Raw genomic sequence first — 22,238 nt, forward strand, 5'->3', positions numbered from 1 at the left:
TTCGTCAACAAGTGGTGAGTTGCTGAGCGTTTTATAGTGAAGTGAGTGTGTATAGCTAACAAAGTGTTTACTTTGCCATTAAAGAAAGGCGCTGAATAAAGTAAGTGTCAAAGGCGGGCTGGGTTGCCCGCACTGGGCGTTATTTTAGTTTGAAAACACCTACAGCCACGCAGATAGCACCGCCGACCATGCCAATCCATGCTTCTATTGGGGTGTCGCCACTAAAAGTACGGGTTAGCTGAGCCTCTACTGCATCATAGACGTTATAACCCCAGGCAACTAAGGCAACACCGACCACGATTAAAATAATGCCAAGAATTTTGCCATTCATAAATGAACTCCATTGTTATTGATTATTGTTCATTGCAGCGAACAAGCATTCGCTCGCCTGATATTCAGTGTATGCAATGCGGATGAATGTGCAATGTATTTAATGTTTTAAATGAACCGTGCTATCTTTTTGTATCTTAACACTTTTCAATTCTTGCACCGCTCATGCCTGAGGGGGGTGTCGTTTTTACGATAAGGGACCGTTATTTTCAGCATTAATCTAGACGCTTTGCAGGCCTTCACCCGAGGCTATTTAGCGATATTTTTCACTTGCGTGGCTGTGTTTTACACATTGCGCATCATGCTTTTAAAGCGCAAACATGGCGAAGAGTTGATTTTTCCTGGGCAAGCCTATTGTGGCGACTGGTGGAATCACATGGCCTTTCGGGTGTTTCGCATCACTATTTGGTTAGTGTGCCTGATCCGCTGGCCTTGGCCGCAAGCGGATAGTTATCTTGGAATTTTGCAACCGCTATATCAAAACAGTGTTGTTGTTATCATCGGCACGGCATTGATGACAGGCGGTTTTATTAGTGCGGCGCTGATTAACCTAAACCTTAATCGTCACTGGCGCAGTGGTATTGACCGCCAAGGGCCGCAGCTGCTGCAAACCCAAGGGGTTTATAGCATCTCCCGTAACCCTATGTTTGTTGGGGTTGGCATAGCGCAGCTAGGCTTTTTTATGGCTTTGCCTTCGGCGTTCTCACTGTTGTGTCTTATTGTCGGTTGGCTCACTTTGTATCGACAAACCCAAGCTGAAGAGGCGCATTTATGTTCGGTATTCGGTGAGCGTTACCGAACTTATCAACGCCAAGTACGGCGCTGGATATAAAAAGAAAGCGGCTCAAGGCCGCTTTCTTTTTATAAGCGCTGATTAAGGGCAACTGATGGTTGCACCTTTATCCGTTTGTTTCTGCAGCCGAATATCGGCAACGCTGACTATCAACTTGCCCTGCGTCGTAAGCTCAAACGGCACTACGGTGTGAGCAAGTTTAAACCCTTGCTTTGTAAAGCATTGGCTATCAATACTGAGTGCCTGCCACGTATTAGCGGGCAGGGTACGCAGTTGCTCACTGATATCGACTTCGCTGTGGCATACGCCCGGGGTGTCGCCTTCGCTCTCACAATTCATGATCACCTTCACCGCAGCACTGGGTGCTTGTTCAACCATGACCTGCATGCTCAACACCGCCTCGCTGCCTAGCTTGGCTTGTAAGTCTTCGCGGAAGTAGCTTTCGCTGGCTAGGCGCATGCCCGCGCGAGCGCTGCCATCAAAGCTTAACTTGCGGGCATCTTCTTGCACTTGTTTATCAATAGTGCGATAGCTCAGTGCCCCCAAGGTGTGAGTATTGGCACTCACAGGGAGCACTTGTTCGCCAGAATAAAGCGCCATCTGCCACGGTTTTTGCACAGTACCAGTAAATAGGGCAACATCGTGTTGTTGTGCGCCCTCGGTGCGAACTTGCTCATTAAGCTCATCGCTTAAGACGTTGTCATCGCCATAGCTGAGGCCAAAGCCATAAGGTAGCAAGGGCTGATAATCGCTATCACCGCGATTAACAATCTGTGTGGGGGTTTTTGGCCAAGAGTAGCTTAACCGACCGCTAAAATCGTATTGCACCTGGTCTTGAGCATCGCGAAACAGCACATCGGCCACCGCTTGGCCTTCTGAGCCCGGCAACCAAGCCGCCACAAAAGCATCAGAGGCGTTGAGCTCGGGGTTGACCCACATAGGTCGGCCACTGATAAACACTGACACGACGGCAATACCTTGTTGTTTGAGGCGTTTAAGCAGCGCTAGATCGCGCTTATCGCCGCTCTGGTACTCCAGAGTTGCACGGTCGCCATGACCTTCGGCATAGGGATCTTCGCCAAACACCACAATGGCCACATCAGGCTTTTGTTGGTAGCTACCATCAACACTGAGCACGGCCTGCCCACCACCTTGTGTAACTTGAGCTTGGATTCCATCCCAAATAGACGAGCCGCCTGGAAAGTCTTTATTCTCGTTGTTTGTGCCCTGCCAAGTGATGGTCCACCCCCCAGACTGCTTACCGATATTGTCGGCAGCGTCGCCAGCAACGAGCACCCGCTGTTGCCTTTTTAACGGCAGCAACTGGCCTTTGTTCTTTAGTAACACCAGCGATTCCCGTACCGCTTGACGTGCTACCTCGCGGTGCGCTTGCTGGCCAATCAAATCGGTGTTATTGGCGTATTGGCGTTGAGCTGGGCTAGGCTTGGAAAATAATCCGGCCCGCAGCTTGACCCGAAGGATGCGACGCACCGCATCATCGATCCGGCTGGTGGCAATTTCGCCGCTTTTTACCTGCGCTAAGGTGTTGTTGTACAATGCTTTCCAATCACCGGGCACCATAAAGATATCCAGTCCGGCATTGATTGACTGAGCACAGCTATCGTTACTACAGCCCTTTACTTGGCCGTGACCATTCCAGTCTCCGACAACAAAGCCATCAAAGCCCATCTTTTCTTTTAGTACTTCAGTAAGCAGATACTTACTGCCATGGATTTTTTCGCCATGCCAACTATTAAAAGAGGCCATCACCGATTGCGCCCCGGCGTTTAAACCGCCAACATAGCCGCCAGCATGAATGTTAAAGAGCTGCTCTTCAGAGCTGATGTTATCACCCTGGTCGTCGCCGTTAACGGTGCCGCCATCGCCAACAAAGTGCTTTACTGTGCTGATCACTTGGCCTTCACCCAAAAAGCCCTCGCCCGGTTTGCCTTGTAAGCCAGTGACAATCGCATGGGCGTAGTCACGAATTATTTCAGGGTCTTCCGAGTAACCTTCATAGGTGCGGCCCCAGCGATCATCCCGCACTGCCGCTACCGTTGGCGCAAAGACCCAATCTATACCCGTTGCCAGCACCTCTTTGGCGGTGATACGGGCAATCTTTTCTATAAGTTCAGGGTTATTAGCGGCGCCAAGACCAATGTTATGCGGGAACAAGGTCGCACCAATCACATTATTGTGACCATGCACTGCATCGGTTCCCCACATCGTCGGTATGGTGCTGCCATCAAGCGAGTCATCGACAGAGGCTTGATACATTTTTTCAGCGAGCGCAACCCAATCACTGACCTTGGCGTGCTTGTCGTTATTGGGAAAGGCACCGCCTCCATTGAGGTAAGAGCCAAACCCGTAGCGACGCATGTCTTCAACGCTGATGTCGCGGATCTCGGGTTGGATCATCTGCGCGATTTTTTGTTCCAGCGTCATACCCGCCAAAATCTTTTCAACTTGCGCTTCCACATCGTGATGTTCAGCCACGGTGCTTTCGCTCTTCGGCCAGATAGCGTCGTTATTGATTGGTGTAGCGACTGAGCCACTGGTGTGTGGTTGCTCAGAGCAAGCACCGAGTACCAATGCCGCCACGCTGACGGCTAGATATTTTATTTTACCTGTCATTGTTATTTTCCTGATTCGATAACGGCGGGAGTCGCGCCCTTGAGACCATAGTAGGCAATGTACACATAACATAGTGCTGGCAACAGGAATGACCATTGTAGCCCAATCCCATCAGCAAGCATGCCTTGCAGCAACGGAATAATGGCGCCACCGACAATGGCCAAGCATAAAATGCCAGAGCCTTGCGCGGTATGCTTGCCCAAACCATTGAGGGCCAAACTAAAAATAGTGGGGAACATCACTGAATTGCATAAACCAACGGCAAGAATGGCCCACATTGCCAAGTAGCCATCGAAAAACACTGAAATGAGTACCAAGGCAAAGGCACTGACGGCGTTAAAAGCAAGAACTGTGCGACCGGAGATTTTTTGCATCACTAAGGCGCCGATGAAGCGTCCTACCATGGCGCCGCCCCAATAATAGGCAATGTATTTCGCCGCTTGCGCCTCATGCATATTGGCGATGTTTTCCTGGTTAAAGAAGTTCACTAAGGTACTGCCAATAGCCACTTCAGCGCCGACATAAACAAAGATGCCAAGTGCGCCTAAGGTCAGGTTACGATGACGCCATGCTGACCCTGATACGGCATCGACTCCCACTGTTTGGCCGCTTAGCTTGGGCAGCGTCAATTTGGCAAAAATACCTGCTAGTAACAGCAGTGCGCCGGCGAGCATAAGATAAGGGACCTGCGTTGCTGAAGCGTCTCCTTTTATGACTTCAGCGCCTTCTGTAAAGATAAGGATTGAGCCAAAAAACGGCGCCACTGTGGTGCCCAATGAGTTGAACGCTTGGGTCATGGTCAGCCTTGCCGGCGCAGTCTCTTGCGGCCCTAGCGCGCTAACATAGGGGTTGGCCGCCACCTGTAACACCGTGACACCAGCAGCCAATACGAACAGCGCGATTAAAAATAGGGCATAAACGCCACTGCTTGCTGCCGGGTAAAACAACAAACAGCCAACGCAGGCAACAGCCAGGCCTAAGACAATGCCTTTTTGATAGCCGATGCGCCCCACTAAGTTCCCGGCGGGAAGCGAGACGATAAAATAGGCGCTAAAAAAGCAAAACTGCACCAGCATCGCTTGGGTGTAATTAAGCTCGAATGCCCCCTTGAGGTAAGGGATCAAAATGTCGTTGAGGCAGGTAATGAACCCCCACATAAAAAACAGTGAGGTCAGTGCAACCAGCGCAAAACGGTAGTTTCCGCCGCTGCTCGATGGCTGCGCCTGCACAGATTCTTGCTGCATGGATAGGGCCACGGTGTTCTCCTATTGATCTTTTTAAGGAAAGCGCTTACATTTAATTATGAAAGCGCTTACATTTTTATTTGATAATTACAGAAAGCGCGCATGAATTCAAATAAAAACCCAAAAGGGTTGCAAACGGACTGAGTAACACAGATGCCTAAATTGACCTTGCCTACCGAATCCAAGATGTTGCAACGCGACTTTATTTACGGCGTCGCGACGTCCTCGTTTCAAATAGAGGGGGCAAGAGCAGCGCGCTTACCTTGTATTTGGGATACCTTTTGTCGTCAGCCGGGTGCCATCGTTGACGGCAGTCATGGCGATGTCGCCTGTGAACATATCGCCCGTTGGCAACAAGATGTCGAGCTCATAACCAATCTTGGCGTCGATGCGTATCGGCTCTCAATTGCTTGGGGCAGAGTAATGGATGAGCACGGGCAGCCCAACCAAGAGGGGATCCGTTTTTATCAGAATTTAGTGGCGGCACTCACGGCGCAGGGCATCAAAGTCTTTGTCACCTTATACCACTGGGATCTGCCACAGTATTTAGAGGACCAAGGTGGGTGGCTCAACCGGCAAACAGCTTATGCCTTTGCTGAGTATGCCGATGTTATTTCTCAAGCGCTCGGTGAACAGGTTTATTCTTATGCAACGTTAAATGAACCGTTTTGCTCTGCGTATCTTGGTTACGAGGTAGGCATTCATGCGCCTGGCAAAAAGGGTCAGCGCTATGGTCGCCAAGCAGCGCACCACCTACTGCTTGCACATGGCTTAGCCATGCAGGTACTTAGACGCACGGTCCCAAGCAGTGAATGCGGTATTGTGCTGAACTTTTCTACTGCCTACGGCGCAAGTAGCAGCGCTGCCGATACACATGCGGCGCAATTGGCCGACCAATATCATAATTTATGGTACTTACAACCGCTGCTTGAAGGCCGTTACCCTGACGTGCTGGCACTCTTGCCTGAAGATGTGCGCCCTGAAATTGGCGCCGATGACATGGCTATTATCAGCGCTAAAAACGACTTTATTGGTATCAACTACTACACCCGTGCGGTGTTTGCCAGTGATGGCAAAGGTTGGTTCGCTCAGTGTGAACCCACGAAAACGCCATTAACCGCCATGGGCTGGGAAGTGGTTCCAGAGGCATTTGAGAAATTACTGGTAGATTTACACCAACGTTTTTCATTGCCGCCACTGTATATTACCGAAAATGGTGCCGCCTTCGATGACCAGATAGTTGATGGCGCCATTTATGATAAGCCACGTATCGATTACTTTAATAGCCACCTTAACGCGGTACACAATGCCATTGAACAAGGTGTCAATATTCGTGGTTACTTTGCATGGTCGTTAATGGACAACTTTGAATGGGCGCTTGGTTACAGTAAACGCTTCGGTATTGTTCATGTGGATTACCACACGCAGCAACGCACCTTGAAAGACAGTGCGCTGGCATATAAAGGCTTGCTTGAGAATAGACTCTAAGCGCGCTTTATATTAGCTTTAGGCCTCAAAGGACAATCTAAAAGAATAAACATGGCAACCATTTACGAAGTTTCAAAAGCAGCGGGCGTGTCTTTGGCCACCGTCTCCAGAGTGATGAACGGCAATGTCCGGGTCAGTGAACGCACCCGGGATAAAGTGCTTAAAGCCATGACCGAATTGGGCTACAAACCCAATGCCATTGCCCAGTCGCTGGCTTCTAATTGCAGCAACAGCGTTGGCCTATTGGTGTCAGCGCTGCATGGTTCGTTCTTCGGCGATATGATGAGCACAGTTGAAAATGTGTTGCGAAAAGCAGGCAAGCATGTGGTGATCACCGCCGGCCACAGTGATGAAGAAAAAGAAAAACAGGCCATTGAATTTTTACTCGACCGTCGCTGTGACGCCCTCATTTTACATGCCGAAGCGGTCAGTGATGAGTATTTGCTCGAGCTGGCCAAAGGTGACGCACAAATTATTCTTATTAACCGCAAAATTGATGCTATCAGCGAGCGTTGCTTTTACACCGACAATGAACTGGGCGGTTACTTGGCTACCAAAGCAGCATTGGATGCCGGACATAAGGATATTGCTTATATTAGCGGGCCATTATTCAAAGGCGACGCTAAAGAGCGCTTGGCGGGGCATCAGCGTGCTTTAGCTGAGGCCAATATTGCATTTAACGATGCGCTATTAGTTGAGGGCGGCTATCACGAAGCGGAGGGCGCACAAGGGCTGGAACAGCTCTACAGAGCAAAGCATAAATTCAGTGCATTGATTTGCGCCAATGATGAGATGGCCTCTGGGGCGATGACCGCAGCCCGTGAGCTTGGTATCGCGATCCCCGAGCAACTGTCGATTATTGGTTTCGACAACGTGTTGTTTGCTCGTTACTTGTATCCAAAATTAACCACCATAGACAACCCCATTCGGCTGATGGGTGAGGCGGCCGCGCACTGGGTCTTGGCACATGTGTACCAGCAGCGGGGGGTCGCCGAGCCTCGTAATCTGTTTGCGCCTTCTTTGGTTGCCCGCGACTCATTGGTGAGTGCACCATGATCAAAACCCTGCCTCCGGCGTTATTTTATACGCTTGTTGTTTCTTTGGGAGGCTTTATCTTCGGCTTCGACGCGTCGGTGATCTCCGGTGCGGTTGGCTTTATTGTTGACGATTTCCACTTAAGTAGTTGGGAGCAAGGGTTCGTCGTGAGCTCGCCAACGCTTGGCGGGCTATTAGCCACTTGCTTTGCCGGTGCCATTAGCGATGCCATCGGTCGGCGCAAAACCTTGATTGTAATTGCCGCATTGTATTTAGTGTCGGCGCTGGCTTCGGCCTTTGCACAAAGTTATTGGATGCTGATTGCGGCGCGCTTTATTGGCGGCATGGCATTTTGCTCATTGATGGTTGCGCCCATGTATATTGCTGAAATTAGCCTGCCCGAGCATCGCGGTAAGCTGGTGTCGATCAATCAATTGAATATCGTGTTGGGCTTTTCGGTTTCTTATTTTACCAATTACTATTTACTGAACTTAGCCCAATCCGAGGCTAGCTGGGCGCAAAGCCTGGCTATTAATGAGCATTTGTGGCGCTGGATGCTCGGGTTGGAAATCGCCCCAGCATTGTGTTGGTTGCTGTTGTTGTTCTTTATTCCTCGCAGCCCACGTTGGCTACTGATGCGTCAACAGCATGAAGAGGCGCAAAGCGTTGCCGCTCGCCTGTTCAGTGGGCAACGTATTGATGAGCAACTACGCAGTATGCGAGCCTCATTGCAGCAAAGAGTAGCGCCGCTATCGCAACGTATTCGTTTGTTAGCCGGGCGGCGTGTGCGTTTTGTGTTATTGATTGGCCTGCTGGTGGCTGTGGCTCAGCAGATCACCGGCATCAATGTTATTTTCTTTTATGCCCCCACTATTTTTGAGCAAAGTGGCGTCGGCACCAATGCGGCCTTTGCCCAAGCTCTGTGGATAGGCTTAGTGAATGTTGTGTTTACGGTGGCCGCCATGCTGTGCATCGATCGTTTTGGCCGACGTCCTCTACTGCTCTTGGGGTTGGGCGGTATTATCGTCAGCATGGCCTTGTGTAGTTGGGGTTTCAAACAAGCCAGCTACCATATTGACGATACCAAGCTACGCGCACTACAACAGCAACTACCGGCCACTGTGGTCAGTCAGTTAAGTCCTATGCGGGCTCATATTTACAGCGATGATGTTACCTTTAAAGCAGCGTTGACTCAGCATTTAGGGGTCCAAGATGCGCGCAAACATGAAAGTGTGATCCTCAGTGAAGCGATCACCATGAATGCCACCTTGGTACTGTTGGGGATCACCCTCTTTGTGGCGTCATTTGCGTTATCTCTTGGGCCGGTGATGTGGGTGATGTTTGCGGAGATTTTCCCGAATACTGTGCGGGCGATTGCCATATCAGCGGTCACTGTAGTGAATAACGCAGTGAGTTTTGCGGTGCAGCTGGTGTTCCCCTGGGAGCTTAGCCAGTTCGGGGCAGCAGCGACTTTCGCCATTTACGGTATTTTTGCATTGATTGCATTAGCGCTGGTATGGCGTTATCTGCCAGAGACCAAGGGCAAGTCGTTAGAGCAGTTAGAGCTGAGCTTGCGCAGCTAAGTGTACGACGCCACCACCAATACCCGCGCGGTAAAATTCAAAGCCGCGTTAGTGTAGAGCAATTTGGAATAAAACCCTTATCAAAATTATCGATTAATCTAATCTGTTTTTCTCGCTCCAATAGATTGGAAAACTGGTCTATATTTACTCTCGATTAACAACCCTCCCATTAGGAGCGAAGATTATGCGCAACAAAGCAATTCCTTTGGCGACTGCCATTGCCATGGCAGTGTCATCAGTCGTATCTATGCAGGCTTATGCCAGCGAGCCGAAATCAAATCAGTTTTGGTGGCCTGAGCAGCTTGATTTAAGCCCCCTTCGAGCTCATGGCGTGGAGTCACACCCTTATGGTGAAGAATTTGACTACGCTGAGGGCTTTGAAAGCCTCGACCTTGACGCCGTTAAAGCCGACATTCGTGCGGTACTAACAGACTCGCAAGATTGGTGGCCAGCAGATTATGGTCACTATGGACCTTTTTTCATTCGTATGGCCTGGCACGCGGCTGGAACCTACCGTGTATTTGATGGTCGCGGTGGCGCAGGTGGCGGGCAGCAGCGCTTTGACCCACTTAACAGCTGGCCAGATAACGCCAACTTGGATAAAGCGCGTCGCTTATTGTGGCCGATTAAACAAAAATACGGTCGCAATATCTCTTGGGCTGATTTAATGGCCCTGACCGGAAATGTTGCCCTAGAAGATATGGGCTTTAAAACCTTTGGTTATGCCGGTGGTCGTGAAGATGACTGGGAGCCAGATTTGGTTTACTGGGGCCCAGAGGGCAAAATGCTGACCGACGAGCGCCGTGACAAAAAAGGTAAGCTCAAAGGCCCACTTGCTGCTGTTGAAATGGGGCTGATTTATGTCAACCCTGAAGGTCCGCATGGCAAACCCGATCCCTTGCTCGCAGCGCGCGATATTCGCATGTCCTTTGGTCGTATGGCGATGAACGATGAGGAAATTGTGGCGCTTATTGCCGGTGGTCACACCTTTGGTAAAGCTCACGGTGCGAAAAAACCTGATTGCGTGGGCGCAGAGCCAGCAGCGGCTGAGTTAGAAGACCAAGGTTTTGGTTGGAAAAACAAATGTGGCAAAGGCAACGCTGAAGACACTATCACCAGTGGCCTTGAAGGTGCGTGGACAGTGACCCCAACGCAGTGGAGCATGAACTACCTCGATAACTTATTTAATTTCGAGTGGCAGCAAACCAAGAGCCCGGCCGGTGCCACACAGTGGATCCCGACCAATGAGTCGGCGAAGAACTTAGTGCCAGATGCCCATGTTAAAGGTAAACGCCATGCGCCGATTATGTTTACTACCGACATCGCGCTGAAAAAAGACCCTGAGTTTCGCAAAATTGCTGAGCGTTTTCGCGCCAATCCAGATCAATACGAGCTGGCATTCGCAAAAGCTTGGTTTAAGCTAAATCACCGTGACTTAGGTCCGCGTGCTCGTTACCTCGGCGACGAAGTTCCTGAGGAAATCTTAATCTGGCAAGATTATATTCCAGAGGTTGACCATGAGCTGGTCACTGAGCAAGACATCAGTACACTTAAAGAACAGATCCTAGATTCAGGATTGACCGTGCCAGAGCTTGTTCGTGTGGCATGGGCATCAGCGTCTAGCTTCCGTGGCAGCGATATGCGCGGCGGAGCTAATGGTGCACGCCTACGTTTAGCGCCGCAGAAAGATTGGCCGGTGAACAACCCTGAAGAAGTGGCTAAAGTATTAAAGGTACTGGGCGACATTCAGCAAGACTTTAATCGCCAAGGCGGCGACAAACAGGTTTCATTAGCGGACCTTATCGTCTTAGGGGGCGCTGCGGCCATTGAAAAAGCAGCCAAAGACGCGGGCCATGACATTACGGTGCCGTTTAAACCAGGACGTATGGATGCATCGCCAGAGTACACTGACGTTGAGTCGTTTGCGGTACTTGAGCCAACCGCTGATGCGTTTCGTAACTACTACGACAGTGGTTGGAAATCGCCTACCGGTATGCTGGTTGAGCGTGCCAATCTGTTGAACTTGAGTGTGCCGGAAATGACGGCGCTACTGGGCGGTATGCGTACCCTGGATGCCAACTATAAAGGCATGGATCATGGCGTGTTTACTGACCAACCAGGCACATTAAGCAATGACTTCTTTGTCAACTTGCTGGATATGTCAACGAAATGGAGCAAGTCAGATAAACAGCAAGGTATCTACCAAGGCCACGACCGTCAAAGCGGCGAGTTAAAGTGGACGGCGACACCGGTTGATTTGATCTTCGGCTCTAACTCAGAGCTACGTGCCATCGCTGAAGTGTATGCGTCTAAAGATGCCGAGAAAAAGTTTGTTGAAGACTTTGTGGCCGCTTGGACCAAGGTGATGACAGCGGATCGCTTTGACCTAAAATAAAATTGTGATGTTACCCACCAAGGCCACTGTTGAGTGGCCTTTTTTATGTTTCCCTATATTATGTCGAAAGCACACCAGCGAATTAAGTGTTGAGTACGGTGCAGCAAGAAAAGAAAGAAGATTATTTTTCGAATATTCAAGGTGTTTTTGAACAGCAACCAAGGAGATGGAGTTTTGAACAGTTTGGCGAATAAATATCTTTTTACGCTGACTTTATTGTTCAGCCAAGTGAGTTGTGCTGCGAACTCAACGGAGACGGTACAAAATTGCGTACAGCAAACTCTAGGTTTTGAGGTTGTTAGAACTGATCCAATCAATCATCGTTTTTTTGTTGTGTCTAATACCCAATTTAAAGTCGAGTCATTGTCGAACTTAGTCCTAGATCAGTGCTTCCATGAAATGAGTTGGCAAGACGATTGGAGCATTAGTGTGTTTTCCAGTGCTAAATACGCAGGCTACAAAGACGAAAAAGACATCATTCCTTTGCATGCAGATAACAAGTGGATAAACGCATACTTGGCAGAAATAGACAGTAGCGGTGTTATCCTAACCCCTGCAAAGCCTTAAGTTTCCTATTAACGAGCTGCTTTTAACGATAACGCAGCTCGTCTTGCCAGCACCCCACCTACTAAAGAATGCTAATCTTTAGCGGTTAGCTATTGCAAAATGTTATTCCTTCTTTGTTACAGCTGCTAACACCTCACAGCGCCACTCGCGCCGCAAAGCTAGCCTCATAGTAATGACACAGTAGCATCATGGCGACAGTGAGAGAGCACACGCCATGGTGGCTACCTCACCCTAACCAAAGGAGTGTTTATTATGAGTACGATTAATCTTGCCGCCTATTGCAGTGGTGATTTTGGCCCAGGGATCACCAACGAATGCATTGGCGACGCGCAGCAAAGTGGTTTTACCACGCTTATTCTCTGGGCCATGCATATTGGCCGCGCCGGTGATTTAAATAACAGTAACTGCCAAGCCGTGCCCGGCCAATCCTGGGGAGAGTTGGTCTTCAATGATGGCAATATCCGCATCACCGATGGCGACACCTTTAACCCTAACAACGACGCCGACATAGCCGCTTGGCCTAGTAAGTTGGCGCAGCTAAAACAACATGGCTCCAAGGTAGAAAAAATCTTTATTTCTATCGGTGGTTGGGGAGTATGCGATTTTCAAGCCATTGAGTATATGTTGGAAAAAGGCATGCGCGAGCAAATTAAAGCCAACTTTAAAACATTGCGAGAGGCCTTTACGGTCGATGGCGAGTGCCTAATTGATGGTGTTGATTTCGATAATGAAGAGGTGGTGAAAGCAAGTACCATTACTGAGTTTGCCGAAATCCTGTTTGATCTAGGCTATCAGGTTACCTTTTGCCCTTACCAACAACCCTCGTTGTGGCAAGGGTATATGCAAACCTTGTGGGATAAGGGCTACCGCGTTAGTTGGTGGAATCTACAATGTTATTCCGGTGGCCTTGGTAACCTTGAGCGCTTACAACCTTGGCTAGATGCGCTTTCGGCCGTTGTTGGTGAAGGGCAGGGCGGCGCTTACTTAGTCGCTGGTTTGGCGGTAAAAGGGGCCAGCGACTCCAACCCAGAGCTGTGCCCTAGCGCGTTCTGCCAATCCTTCGCTGCAGTGAGCGAGCAGGGTCTTGCCGGTGGCTTTATATGGAAGTATGACGCCGTACTCAGCAATAAAAGCGCCTGTGATGGTGCCGTTCCAACGGCTGCCAGTTATAGCAAAGCTATTACGCAAGGCCTGAATAATGACTGCCCGTAGCTATGCGTAGTGACCCAGAAGATTAAAGTTTATATTGGCACACTGGCTGGCCTGACGGTCAGCTTGGTGCTAGAAGTGAACAATGGCAACGCCGCTAAGCACGCGTGGCTACGCAACGTGGTAGACGTCGCCGTGACTAGCTTAGCTATGAGTTCTTTGTCCATGAAAAATCCATCTGCCTTGCAGTTTTTTCGGCCAAGTCATTGCTGTGCAACCTACTTACCAAATGTAGACTCATGTCAATTCCTGCTGAGATACCACCTGAAGTAATGATATTTCCTTCATCGACCCATCGCACATTTTCGATAACGTTCAGCTGGGGAAACTCGCTCCTTAGATTAGCTAGATCTTCCCAGTGAGTCGTGACTTTATGCTCTTTCAGCACTTTTGCTTTAGCTAGCAAAAACGCACCAGTGCAAACAGAGGCTGTGATGGATGCGTTTGTCGATTGTTGGGAGATCCATCCCATCACCTGGGACTTGCCTATTTCATTGGAGTGAACACCACCTGCAACGATTAGAACATCAATCATAGGATGGTCATTAAACCCATAGTTTGGCATTACCCTGTAACCAGCTCGGGCGCTAATCGTATTACCGCTTTCGCTGATCAAGAAAACGTCAAAAGGGTTGTCATTCTTGCAAACTCGCGAAGCCGTTGAAAATACCTCAAATGGTCCTGAAAAATCTAAAACCTCGGCCTGATCATAGATGTAAATTCCTACGTTCACCTGAATTATGTCCCCCTTGTCATAACGCTGTGTTTAGAGGCTGCAGCGCGATGTGCGGCAGACCCTGAAGAGCGAAGCGACGGGAGCCAGCTTAAAATTGTCGCGTTGACTTGGCTTGTTATGTTTTAGCGCATCTCGATAAATGCTACAGAATCCGGAATCTTTTCCTCGTTAACATGCGTAGAATGCATCTGCTGCAGACGCCAGCTTCCGTTGTCCTTGACTACCACCACACTTTCTAGCCACGCAACATTCTGCGTGGATTTTTTTGACGAAAATACGGCTTTATTCCAGTAATTTATAAGCGCGATATCTTCTCTCACATCAGAAGAGATTAGACTAAAGAAATTTTCTCTCTTGTATTCACTTGGAGCGACAACAGCGACAAGCTCATCAATACCCCAAACTTCTCCGTTTTCAAGGAGTTTGAATTTATCTGTTACCGCCGCCCTCATACCTGAGTGGTCAATTTCCGACATTCCGGAAAATAGCGCCATAACTGGTTCAAAAGCCGGATCCACCTGCGCTGAAACCGACCCAGAGAATAACGATAGAGCCAACACAAGTTTTCTTATTATTTTCATGGTTTCCTCCAAAAGACATAACGCCTAAATAATGGGCAAAAAAAGATTGGCTATATTCGCGAGGTACGAGCGGGTGCCAATTGTTTTTGTCCCTTTGATTTACTTGTTAGCTCCAAGCTTGCTCAAGTCACCAAGATCCCAAGGGGAGGCATTTCCAGGTACTTGTTGAAATATAAATCCAAATCTCTGTTGCGCCCACACAACAAAAACGCCGTCCGATTGTCCGCACTCGGGACAATGAAGATCTTTTGCTCGATGTGAGTCAGGGTTCCAAGAATGTATTGTGAAATGAAGGCTACATTTCAAACACTTCACCTTTTTTTCAATGAACTTGGCTGTAGTTTTTACAAGCTCCTGAACATGCGAAATGCCAGAATCTGAAATTTCCGCATAGTCACTCCCGACAGTCACGTAGCCTTTGTTTACGAGCTCAAGTACTTCTTTTGGAAATTGGACTTCGTCATTTGCCTTTAAGGAGAAGTTTTGACCGCCAACTGTTATATGGAAAAATTCATCAAACTTTTGGACTTTTAATTTGTCTTCTTCACACGCAGCTGCAAGTAGAAGTTCTGCTGCTGTTTCAGACAACTTTGTATCTTCGTTTTGGGCCTTTAGTGTCTCCAATATAGTTGCCGACAACGCATGCATTTCGCCACCGGTTACTTGAGCTTGGGCGGGAAGCTTACCTTTAGCAACCATGTCGTAAACTTCATCCCTGTGACCCTTTAATTCCTTAGCGGAGAAGTTCTTGGTCATTTGTGTCTTTGTATGAACTGTCGAATGACAGCCAATACAAACAGGTAAAAGGTTATCCTCATCATGGGTGCCGCCATCACACTGCTCAATAATATGATGAACTTGAATTTGTAAAGGCGAAAACCTTCTACATATACTGCAATGCCTAGCACACTTTACTAAAACACTTGCGACAGTTTTTTCAGGTATTGACATCAATACTCCTTTGCCTGATTGATCCTATTGGGAGCTAACAATTTAATATCGAGCGATTGGGTCGTTTTTCTGCCGCAACCAGTCTCGTTTTTGTCCTATGACCATTGATAGCAAATTAAGGAAGTACTTACCAGCGTTGAAGTTTCACTACATTGCTCTACACGCAGACACGACAAAAACGACCCAAAGGGTCGTTTTCCTGACTATGGGAGAAACTCAAAGGGGCTAGATGCATACAAGGTGATTTTGGTGGCGGGATGACGGTCTGACCAGGCTCCTTCAAGGTTTTGGTAATTTTAATTCCCTATGCGTAATACCTGTGGCCGGGTGAGAGTCTCCGGCCCTGTGTAAAATAACCCACTGCACCTGCTTGTTATGTGTATTTTACATCGTGCTTTACTTGAACGAAGTCATTCGCAAAGGCTATTGCCTTAGAGTTAACGAGCTTTATGGGGTTGTCGAGTTTACCAAAAAGTGGGATTCCACTTCCCAATAGTACAGGTGCTCTAGTGATGGTCATTTCATCGATGAGTTTAAGATTAAGAAACGAAGTAATCGTAGCGCCACCATCAATATAGGCATGCTTGAACCCTTTGCTTGCTAATCCTTTAACTAAGTCAGTAATATCACCAGAGAACATCTCTACCTTACCCATCAAGTTTTCGGGTGGCTCTTTTATCGTGTTACTTAAAACAACGATGTGCGTATCACCATAAGGCCATTGTTCGGGGGTTAAATTCATGCTTGCAATCGTTTCCATACATTTGCGCCCCATGACCATGCAATCAACAGCAGCCATGAAAGCGCTAAACCCCATGTCTGGGTTATTTCCCATATCAGCATCAGAGTTACCGGCACTATGGAGCCAATCCACTGCTCCTTCGTTAGTTGCAATGTAACCGTCTGCGCTTGTTGCTATATATACAGAGCATTTCATTTTTTATTCTGTTCCTATTGCTGATACTGTTTGCAGCCTACACTAAAAGAATTGTAAGTACTTGGCTAAAAATAGCGACGAAAGAGAACAAGCTAACACTATGAGCGCTTGCGCCTCAGATACGCCCCCGTGCGGTGGTGGCCTGCTTAACTAGCTGATGTCGAGGTAAACATTAAGCTGTGGCATAATACCCCACCTTATTTTATCCAAGGGCGCTGTGGTTGTTTTTTGTTGTTAAGTACCTTGCTTTTCTATCGGGCTGTTTAAGCTGCTTTATTTTACATAGCCATTGGGCTGTGCCGCTCGTTCCCGCTGCCGCTGCGACTGGGTTAATAGGCTCCGTTATTCCCTTTCCAAAACGCTTTGCAGGCCACCCCAATGCCGCTGTGTATGCTGGGAGCTTTGCGGGTATGTGTTCAGCTGAGCTCATTTCGGGTTACTGGCAACTAGCCGTTATCGCCTTTATTGGCACAACGTTGTACGCGTTGACGATGAATCTTTTTACTGGCTTCGGCGGTAAACTTGGAAGCGTGGCCTTTGTCAGTGTGGCGCTATTTATGTTAGTGCAAGGAGGGGTAGGTTAATGGTGCTCACTATTGTTATTGCGGTGACTGCTGCGTTTGCCACCTATTTCCTTTCCAAGCTGCGTTACTTCAACGCGCTACGAGCCTCTAGTTTGTTGTCTCTTATTGCCTATGCGCTGTTTTTATTGATGAGCACTCATGCAGAGCTGTATTCAGTGGTTTTCTTTGGCGGCACCTTCGTGGGTATGAGTACCCCGGCGCGCTTTGGCTACTACACCTTAACCAGTGCGGCCGTGTTGTTTGCATTGCTATTTCATTACTTGGTGCCGTATTTACACGGTTATGGCGGCGCCCTGGGGGTCAGCGCGTTTCTTAGTGTGTGCTTATGCCAGCTGGCTATTGTGCTCGGGGGCCCGCGCAGCCGTAAAAGTGGGTAGGCTACACGCTATGGTTTGCGTGAAGTTGTCCGCGAATATTATTAGTATTTAGAGCGGGGCTGATAATATAAAAAGCGCCCAGATGGACGCTTTTGGGGGTTCCTTTGAGCAGGAACAACACACTATGAGAAGGGTCTTACGGTGCTACATGGCCTTGCAATTGCTTAAGGCTTGATTGCGCCGTTTTTAGATTTGCACGGGTAATGGTATTGCGCTTTGTTTTATATGCGGCGCTGAAATCGTCCAGCGCGGCCTGGTATTCGTTTTTCAAAGAGTGGGCGATGCCACGGTTGCCATAGGCGTAAGCAGTAAGCTCGCGACGCTTGTTGGCATTTACATCTATCTCACTGATCAGTTCAATCGCGAGGCTACACATTGAAAGCGCTTCGTCTGCCTTGCCTACTTGGATGTGCGCAGCACACTGGTTCACCGACTTCTCGAATGCAGCTTGCTGGTCTAACTCAGTGACATTACCTAAGTTAATTACCTGGTCGTATTGCCCTGCAAGTACTGCTTTTGATGTGTCATTGTCATCGATGACTGCTAATTTGTAGTCAGCGGCGTAACTACTCGTTAAAAATGTGGCTGTCGTAATGGCTAGAGCTAATTTGAGCGTCTTCACGGTGCTATCCTCGGGTTGTGTGTTTGCTTCGGTATTAACTGTAGGTTTAAAGCTTTTACTCTACAAACGATATAAATCGCACCGTTAAATGAAAAAAATTTATCTATAGATGAATCCGCGAGTTCATTGTGCAGCCGGAGTTCTATGCGAAGCTAATAATATAAATACAATCAATTAATTAGCCCCTGATTAGGTTATCGCCGTTGTCTAGATGGTCGCGTCTGGACTTTATTGCCTGCTAAAAATGTTGAAAATAGCAATTATCAGTATGGTGGTTTTTACCTAAATTAAGGACTATGCTTTGACCCTAGCTTGACGCGGTATCTGTTAAGCGCTGACTTTTTGCAATTGAGGCAGATACAACCGTGAAAACTTTAAGCTGGTGGGCGTTGTTACTTTGTTCATTAGGTGTAGCTGGTTATGCGTTATACGCTTACAGCTTTTTGCCTCTCGGCTCGTTGGTGCACCCCGATATGCAAGTGGTGTTTAACCAACATCAACTGGCTATTTATGTGCATGTGTTTGGCTCGCTAACGGCTTTAGCGCTGGGACCGTGGCAATTTTTGTCTACTCTGCGTTCGCGTTACCCGCAGCTGCACCGTTGGTTTGGCCGTGTTTATCTACTAGTCGGTGTGCTGCTAGGTGGGCTCGCTGGCTTGGCATTGGCACAAACTGCGTTTGGTGGTTTAGTGTCTATCGTTGGGTTTACTGGTTCAGCTTTGGTGTGGTTAATCACTGGGTTTATGGCCTTTTTCTGTGTTATGAAAAAGGATTTTGATGCTCATCGACGTTGGATGATACGCAACTTCTCTGTCACTTTCTCTGCTGTCACCTTGCGCATTTATCTGGGGGCGTTCATGGCGTTAGGCATACCTTTTACTGATTTTTATCCGCTACTTGCCTGGTTAAGCTGGGTCCCCAATCTTCTCATAGCGGATTGGCTATTCAATCGCCATCCTGCGCCCAGATAAAATCAAAAATTCTCAACCCTAATTGACCTATTCAAGGCATCAATCTCATCTTGTGTACAGCACAGACACACTTACAAAGTTTGTAACAACTCTGTCGTTGGAAGCATCACTCAGGTTTGGTAAAAGTAATAATATCAGGACAAAGCGAAAGGTTGTTGCTTTTGATGTAAGAGCCGCTTTGAGATAACAACAATAATAAGGAAGATGTAAACGATGAGTTATGCGCTATCAATGCCAGGATTTCAATCAAAATACAAAGCAGAGGATGCCTCGCAAGCCGGATTTTTATCTGGGCTGTGGCATGGTTTATTAATGCCTGTGTTTTTCATTGTCAGTTTATTTAAAGATGGTGTCAGCATCTACGAAACGAATAACAATGGCAATATGTATCACTTCGGCTACCTGTTGGGCGTGTGGGCCTTTGCTGGAAATACCATCAATATCACCATAGGCCATGCTGTTGTTTAATCTTATCAAGATAAATTGAAGTTTTAGGCGAGCTTGCTGACACAATATGCACCCGTTTTTTTAAGCGATGGCTTAACAGTGTTAGCAGCTCACTTATTGATATAACACGCTACTTTGGTTGTCGATACCAGAGGACTTATCGCGTTACTGTTTATAGGTATTGATCACCCACTGGGTAAAATCAGCCAGGGGCGAGTCAGGTTCAGCCACTTCATGCTCAACTAAATAGTATTTATCCTTGGTCCATAAGGGCTTGTTGACCAATGGCCATAGTAATCCTTCATTAAACCAAGTGCGGCTAATCGGCATGGGGATTAACGCCACCCCCATTCCTTGCTGTGCTGCGCGGGCAACCCCAAACATACTATCAAGTTGAATGATCTGCTTGGGCGCGAAATCCCCTGCATAATGGTATTCAGCCCATTGATGCCAAGACCAAGGTCGCGACTGATGGACGATTAGTGGCAGCTCACTTAATGCCTGCTCGCTATTATGTTGCCACTGCTCGTAGGTAGTGCGGTTACAAGCGGGAATATATTCCAACGCAAATAATTCAGTGGCAATGCCACTGACCGGAGTGTCATGCGAGAGAACAATTGATAAATCGGTGCTGCGCACTTTTTGTGTGCGGGTGCGCAAAGTGTCGACCTCTAAATTGACATCGGGATGCTGTGAAGTCCATTCACTGAGCACTGGCATCAATAGCTCGCTGGCGAAAAACTCTGGCAAGGCAATGCTAATGGTGACGTTATTATCTTTGTGACTAAAGGTGCGAATGGTCTGCTCAAGATCAGTGATAATAGGCTCTATGGCATCGAAGAAGTTTTTACCTTCGTTAGTCAGTATTATTGCCCGGGTACGGCGCTGAAAAAGTGCGAAGCCAAGCTGCTGCTCGAGTTGTTTAATTTGGTGACTGACAGCCGAAGGAGTGAGGTAGAGTTGCTCAGCCGCTTGTTTGAAGCTCAAGCAGCGAGCTGCGAAACAGAATGCGCGAAGTCCTCTAATGGGTGTCTGCATAAGTATTTTTTTGAGTAAAATAGAGAAGAAGCAATTTATAAACCAACTATACACTTGTGTTTAAACTAGGGTATAGCGCACGCAGCCTTTGCTATTGCTTAATTAAAATGTGCTTGCTGCACTAACTCGGTGCAGCGCGAATCGTTATTGTGCACCTGGCATTCAAGCAGCCGTCATCCATAACGGCTGCCATTGAAGCACTACATATTACCTAAGGTCACCATCATGGCGGTGTACATTTTGAGGTTGAGACGTAGCTGCTCAGGGGTCATAAACTCATGCTCGGAGTGACCGGTATAGGCTTTGCCAGGCATGGATGGGCCGAAAGACACGGCGTTATTAAACAGCTTGGCATTGGTGCCACCGCCAATGGAGACAAATTCCGCCTGCTCATCGCCAGTGTAGTGCTTAAAAATACTTAGCAGGGCGTCGGCGTGCGGGGCATCATCTAATAGCATAGGGGTGCCAATTTCTATATCAACCGCTGCTAGCTCAACTTGGTGACGATGCTGCCATCTGTTCAAAGCGTTGTTAATTTCTGTACGCAGTTGCGACTCTGGCTTGCCCTCTGGCCGACGTAAGTTTACCGAGAGGGTGAGCGTGTCGTTTTGGCGTTCAATTAAGGTCGGTGCTACCGTCATTGGGCCCATAAAGTCATGGCTATAGGCAATGTCGCCAAACTGCTTGCCATAGAGATCTAAGCCAATAAGCTCATTAATAAACAGCAAGGCTTGGCCATCGGCATTGGTTGCCAGCTCCAGATCATTAAACACCGCGCCTAAATGGGCAATGGCATTGACTCCAGACTCGGGCTCCGACGAATGCGCTGAGGTGCCTTTGACGCGCACTAACACTTCATTATCGGCCAGCTCTTCAATTTGAACCTCAACGTCACTGAGCTTTGCCGCATTGGCACGCAGCGTAGCTATCGCTTCGGCACTGGCATTGTGCACACGCACGCTGGCATCTTCAGGAATTTGGCTTACAAACGCGCCTCCTGTTAACTCACTGACATACATCTGTGAGCCCTGATAAGTACCGCTAAAAGTGGGGGCCACTAGGCTCCAGCCTTTTTCGGCTACCACCACAGGGTAACTGGCATCAATGGTCACCGCATATTTAGGCTGCTGATAGCTTTGCATAAAGGTGCGTAGCGGTTGCCAGTCGGACTCTTCAGCCAAATAAATCATCAGTTCAATGCGATTATCTAATTGTATGCCCTGGTCTTTAATGGCTTTCATGGCATACAACGCGGTGGCGATTGCGCCTTTGTCGTCCTCGGTACCCCGGGCGATTAGTTTGCCCGGCTCGCTCGTGCTATCAAGCACAAACGGGCTTTTGGCCCACTTTGATGCATCGGCTGGTTGCACATCGCCATGGGTCACTATAGTCACCTTGTCCCGCTGCTCACCCATGCCAATAAGCACGGTGTAGCCTAAATCTTGATAATCCAAGCCGAGCTGCGCAGCCTTCATTTTCAAAAGGTGTTTGAAGCCAATAAACTCAGGGTTATCAGGTGTTTTATATGCACTTGTATTAACCGTAGCGAACGACACCATATTCGCGAGAGTGTGAATTTGTGCGTCTTGGTATTCATCGACAGCGTACTGTGCCAGTGCGTCGTGGTAAGTGGGGGTGGCGTGACTTAAACTCGCGTGGCTTAGCAGTGCCAATGCGGCAGCGAAAAGTGATGACTTCAAAGCAGATCCCGTTAAG

At 48.2% G+C, this 22,238-nt stretch carries 21 protein-coding genes; 11 read left to right on the forward strand and 10 right to left on the reverse strand.

All coding sequences use genetic code 11. The features are described from left to right. Positions 1–139 precede the first annotated feature (139 nt). Positions 140–331 (reverse strand): DUF3185 family protein, encoded by a 192-nt coding sequence (locus MHM94_RS01370; protein ID WP_022944803.1) that lies wholly within the window; start codon positions 329–331, stop codon positions 140–142. 300 nt (positions 332–631) lie between these two features. Between MHM94_RS01370 and MHM94_RS01375 the strand changes: the two genes are divergently transcribed. Beyond that, positions 632–1,162 carry an isoprenylcysteine carboxylmethyltransferase family protein gene (locus MHM94_RS01375; RefSeq protein WP_235418437.1) on the forward strand — a complete coding sequence of 177 codons (531 nt, stop codon included), beginning with the start codon at positions 632–634 and terminating at the stop codon, positions 1,160–1,162. 42 nt (positions 1,163–1,204) lie between these two features. Here MHM94_RS01375 and MHM94_RS01380 read toward each other — a convergent pair whose 3' ends face one another. Then, a complete protein-coding gene (locus MHM94_RS01380; RefSeq protein WP_235418439.1) occupies positions 1,205–3,757 on the reverse strand; it encodes an exo 1,3/1,4-beta-D-glucan glucohydrolase in 2,553 nt (850 codons plus the stop codon). Positions 3,758–3,759: 2 nt separating this feature from the next. Further along, on the reverse strand, positions 3,760–5,001 hold the full coding sequence (locus MHM94_RS01385; RefSeq protein ID WP_235418793.1) for a sugar MFS transporter: 1,242 nt from the start codon (positions 4,999–5,001) through the stop codon (positions 3,760–3,762). Between the two features lie 153 nt (positions 5,002–5,154). Here MHM94_RS01385 and MHM94_RS01390 point away from each other — a divergent pair, with 153 nt between their 5' ends. From MHM94_RS01390 to MHM94_RS01415, 6 genes are all read left to right on the forward strand, one after another. Continuing rightward, complete coding sequence (locus MHM94_RS01390) at positions 5,155–6,489, forward strand: GH1 family beta-glucosidase (RefSeq protein ID WP_235418441.1); 1,335 nt, start codon at positions 5,155–5,157, stop codon at positions 6,487–6,489. A gap of 51 nt (positions 6,490–6,540) precedes the next feature. Beyond that, positions 6,541–7,545 (forward strand): LacI family DNA-binding transcriptional regulator, encoded by a 1,005-nt coding sequence (locus tag MHM94_RS01395; protein WP_022944808.1) that lies wholly within the window; start codon positions 6,541–6,543, stop codon positions 7,543–7,545. Beyond that, positions 7,542–9,107, forward strand: a complete 1,566-nt coding sequence (locus tag MHM94_RS01400) for a sugar porter family MFS transporter (RefSeq protein ID WP_235418443.1) — start codon at positions 7,542–7,544, stop codon at positions 9,105–9,107. Before MHM94_RS01395 ends, MHM94_RS01400 begins: the two co-directional genes overlap by 4 nt. A 184-nt stretch (positions 9,108–9,291) precedes the next feature. Then, positions 9,292–11,502 carry a catalase/peroxidase HPI gene (gene katG / locus MHM94_RS01405; RefSeq protein ID WP_235418445.1) on the forward strand — a complete coding sequence of 737 codons (2,211 nt, stop codon included), beginning with the start codon at positions 9,292–9,294 and terminating at the stop codon, positions 11,500–11,502. Positions 11,503–11,676: 174 nt separating this feature from the next. Then, the gene (locus MHM94_RS01410; RefSeq protein ID WP_239348330.1) at positions 11,677–12,069 is read left to right on the forward strand and encodes a hypothetical protein; all 393 of its coding nucleotides are present in this window, start codon (positions 11,677–11,679) and stop codon (positions 12,067–12,069) included. Positions 12,070–12,321: 252 nt separating this feature from the next. Beyond that, complete coding sequence (locus MHM94_RS01415) at positions 12,322–13,281, forward strand: hypothetical protein (protein ID WP_235418448.1); 960 nt, start codon at positions 12,322–12,324, stop codon at positions 13,279–13,281. A 145-nt stretch (positions 13,282–13,426) separates the two neighbouring features. On the opposite strand, the gene MHM94_RS01420 is transcribed toward MHM94_RS01415, so the two are convergent. The 4 genes from MHM94_RS01420 to MHM94_RS01435 form a co-directional block, all read right to left on the reverse strand. Continuing rightward, on the reverse strand, positions 13,427–14,011 hold the full coding sequence (locus tag MHM94_RS01420) for a DJ-1/PfpI family protein (RefSeq protein ID WP_235418449.1): 585 nt from the start codon (positions 14,009–14,011) through the stop codon (positions 13,427–13,429). Positions 14,012–14,136: 125 nt separating this feature from the next. Further along, positions 14,137–14,595, reverse strand: coding sequence for a nuclear transport factor 2 family protein (locus tag MHM94_RS01425; protein WP_235418450.1), 459 nt, complete (start codon positions 14,593–14,595; stop codon positions 14,137–14,139). A 99-nt stretch (positions 14,596–14,694) separates the two neighbouring features. Then, positions 14,695–15,546 (reverse strand): HNH endonuclease signature motif containing protein, encoded by an 852-nt coding sequence (locus MHM94_RS01430; RefSeq protein ID WP_235418453.1) that lies wholly within the window; start codon positions 15,544–15,546, stop codon positions 14,695–14,697. A gap of 373 nt (positions 15,547–15,919) precedes the next feature. After that, entirely contained in the window at positions 15,920–16,483 is a 564-nt protein-coding gene (locus MHM94_RS01435; RefSeq protein ID WP_235418455.1) for a dihydrofolate reductase family protein, read from the reverse strand. Between the two features lie 221 nt (positions 16,484–16,704). On the opposite strand from MHM94_RS01435, the gene MHM94_RS01440 reads away from it, so the two are divergent. Both MHM94_RS01440 and MHM94_RS01445 read left to right on the forward strand, forming a co-directional pair. Beyond that, complete coding sequence (locus MHM94_RS01440) at positions 16,705–17,067, forward strand: hypothetical protein (protein ID WP_171036783.1); 363 nt, start codon at positions 16,705–16,707, stop codon at positions 17,065–17,067. After that, on the forward strand, positions 17,067–17,444 hold the full coding sequence (locus tag MHM94_RS01445) for a hypothetical protein (RefSeq protein ID WP_235418457.1): 378 nt from the start codon (positions 17,067–17,069) through the stop codon (positions 17,442–17,444). The genes MHM94_RS01440 and MHM94_RS01445 overlap by 1 nt, the downstream gene beginning before the upstream one ends. A gap of 136 nt (positions 17,445–17,580) precedes the next feature. Here the strand turns inward: MHM94_RS01445 and MHM94_RS01450 are convergent, their stop codons facing one another. Beyond that, a complete protein-coding gene (locus MHM94_RS01450; RefSeq protein WP_022945464.1) occupies positions 17,581–18,066 on the reverse strand; it encodes a hypothetical protein in 486 nt (161 codons plus the stop codon). Positions 18,067–18,431: 365 nt separating this feature from the next. Between MHM94_RS01450 and MHM94_RS01455 the strand changes: the two genes are divergently transcribed. Then, positions 18,432–19,037 carry a DUF2306 domain-containing protein gene (locus tag MHM94_RS01455; protein WP_235418459.1) on the forward strand — a complete coding sequence of 202 codons (606 nt, stop codon included), beginning with the start codon at positions 18,432–18,434 and terminating at the stop codon, positions 19,035–19,037. Positions 19,038–19,250: 213 nt separating this feature from the next. Continuing rightward, positions 19,251–19,505 (forward strand): hypothetical protein, encoded by a 255-nt coding sequence (locus MHM94_RS01460; RefSeq protein ID WP_052698265.1) that lies wholly within the window; start codon positions 19,251–19,253, stop codon positions 19,503–19,505. Between the two features lie 144 nt (positions 19,506–19,649). On the opposite strand, the gene MHM94_RS01465 is transcribed toward MHM94_RS01460, so the two are convergent. Then, positions 19,650–20,522 (reverse strand): LysR family transcriptional regulator, encoded by an 873-nt coding sequence (locus MHM94_RS01465; RefSeq protein WP_022945468.1) that lies wholly within the window; start codon positions 20,520–20,522, stop codon positions 19,650–19,652. 200 nt (positions 20,523–20,722) lie between these two features. Continuing rightward, positions 20,723–22,195 (reverse strand): dipeptidase, encoded by a 1,473-nt coding sequence (locus tag MHM94_RS01470; protein WP_235418794.1) that lies wholly within the window; start codon positions 22,193–22,195, stop codon positions 20,723–20,725. Between the last annotated feature and the right edge of the window lie 43 nt (positions 22,196–22,238).

This window comes from Pseudoalteromonas sp. CNAT2-18.1 (assembly GCF_022347865.1).
Classification (GTDB): domain Bacteria; phylum Pseudomonadota; class Gammaproteobacteria; order Enterobacterales; family Alteromonadaceae; genus Pseudoalteromonas; species Pseudoalteromonas ruthenica.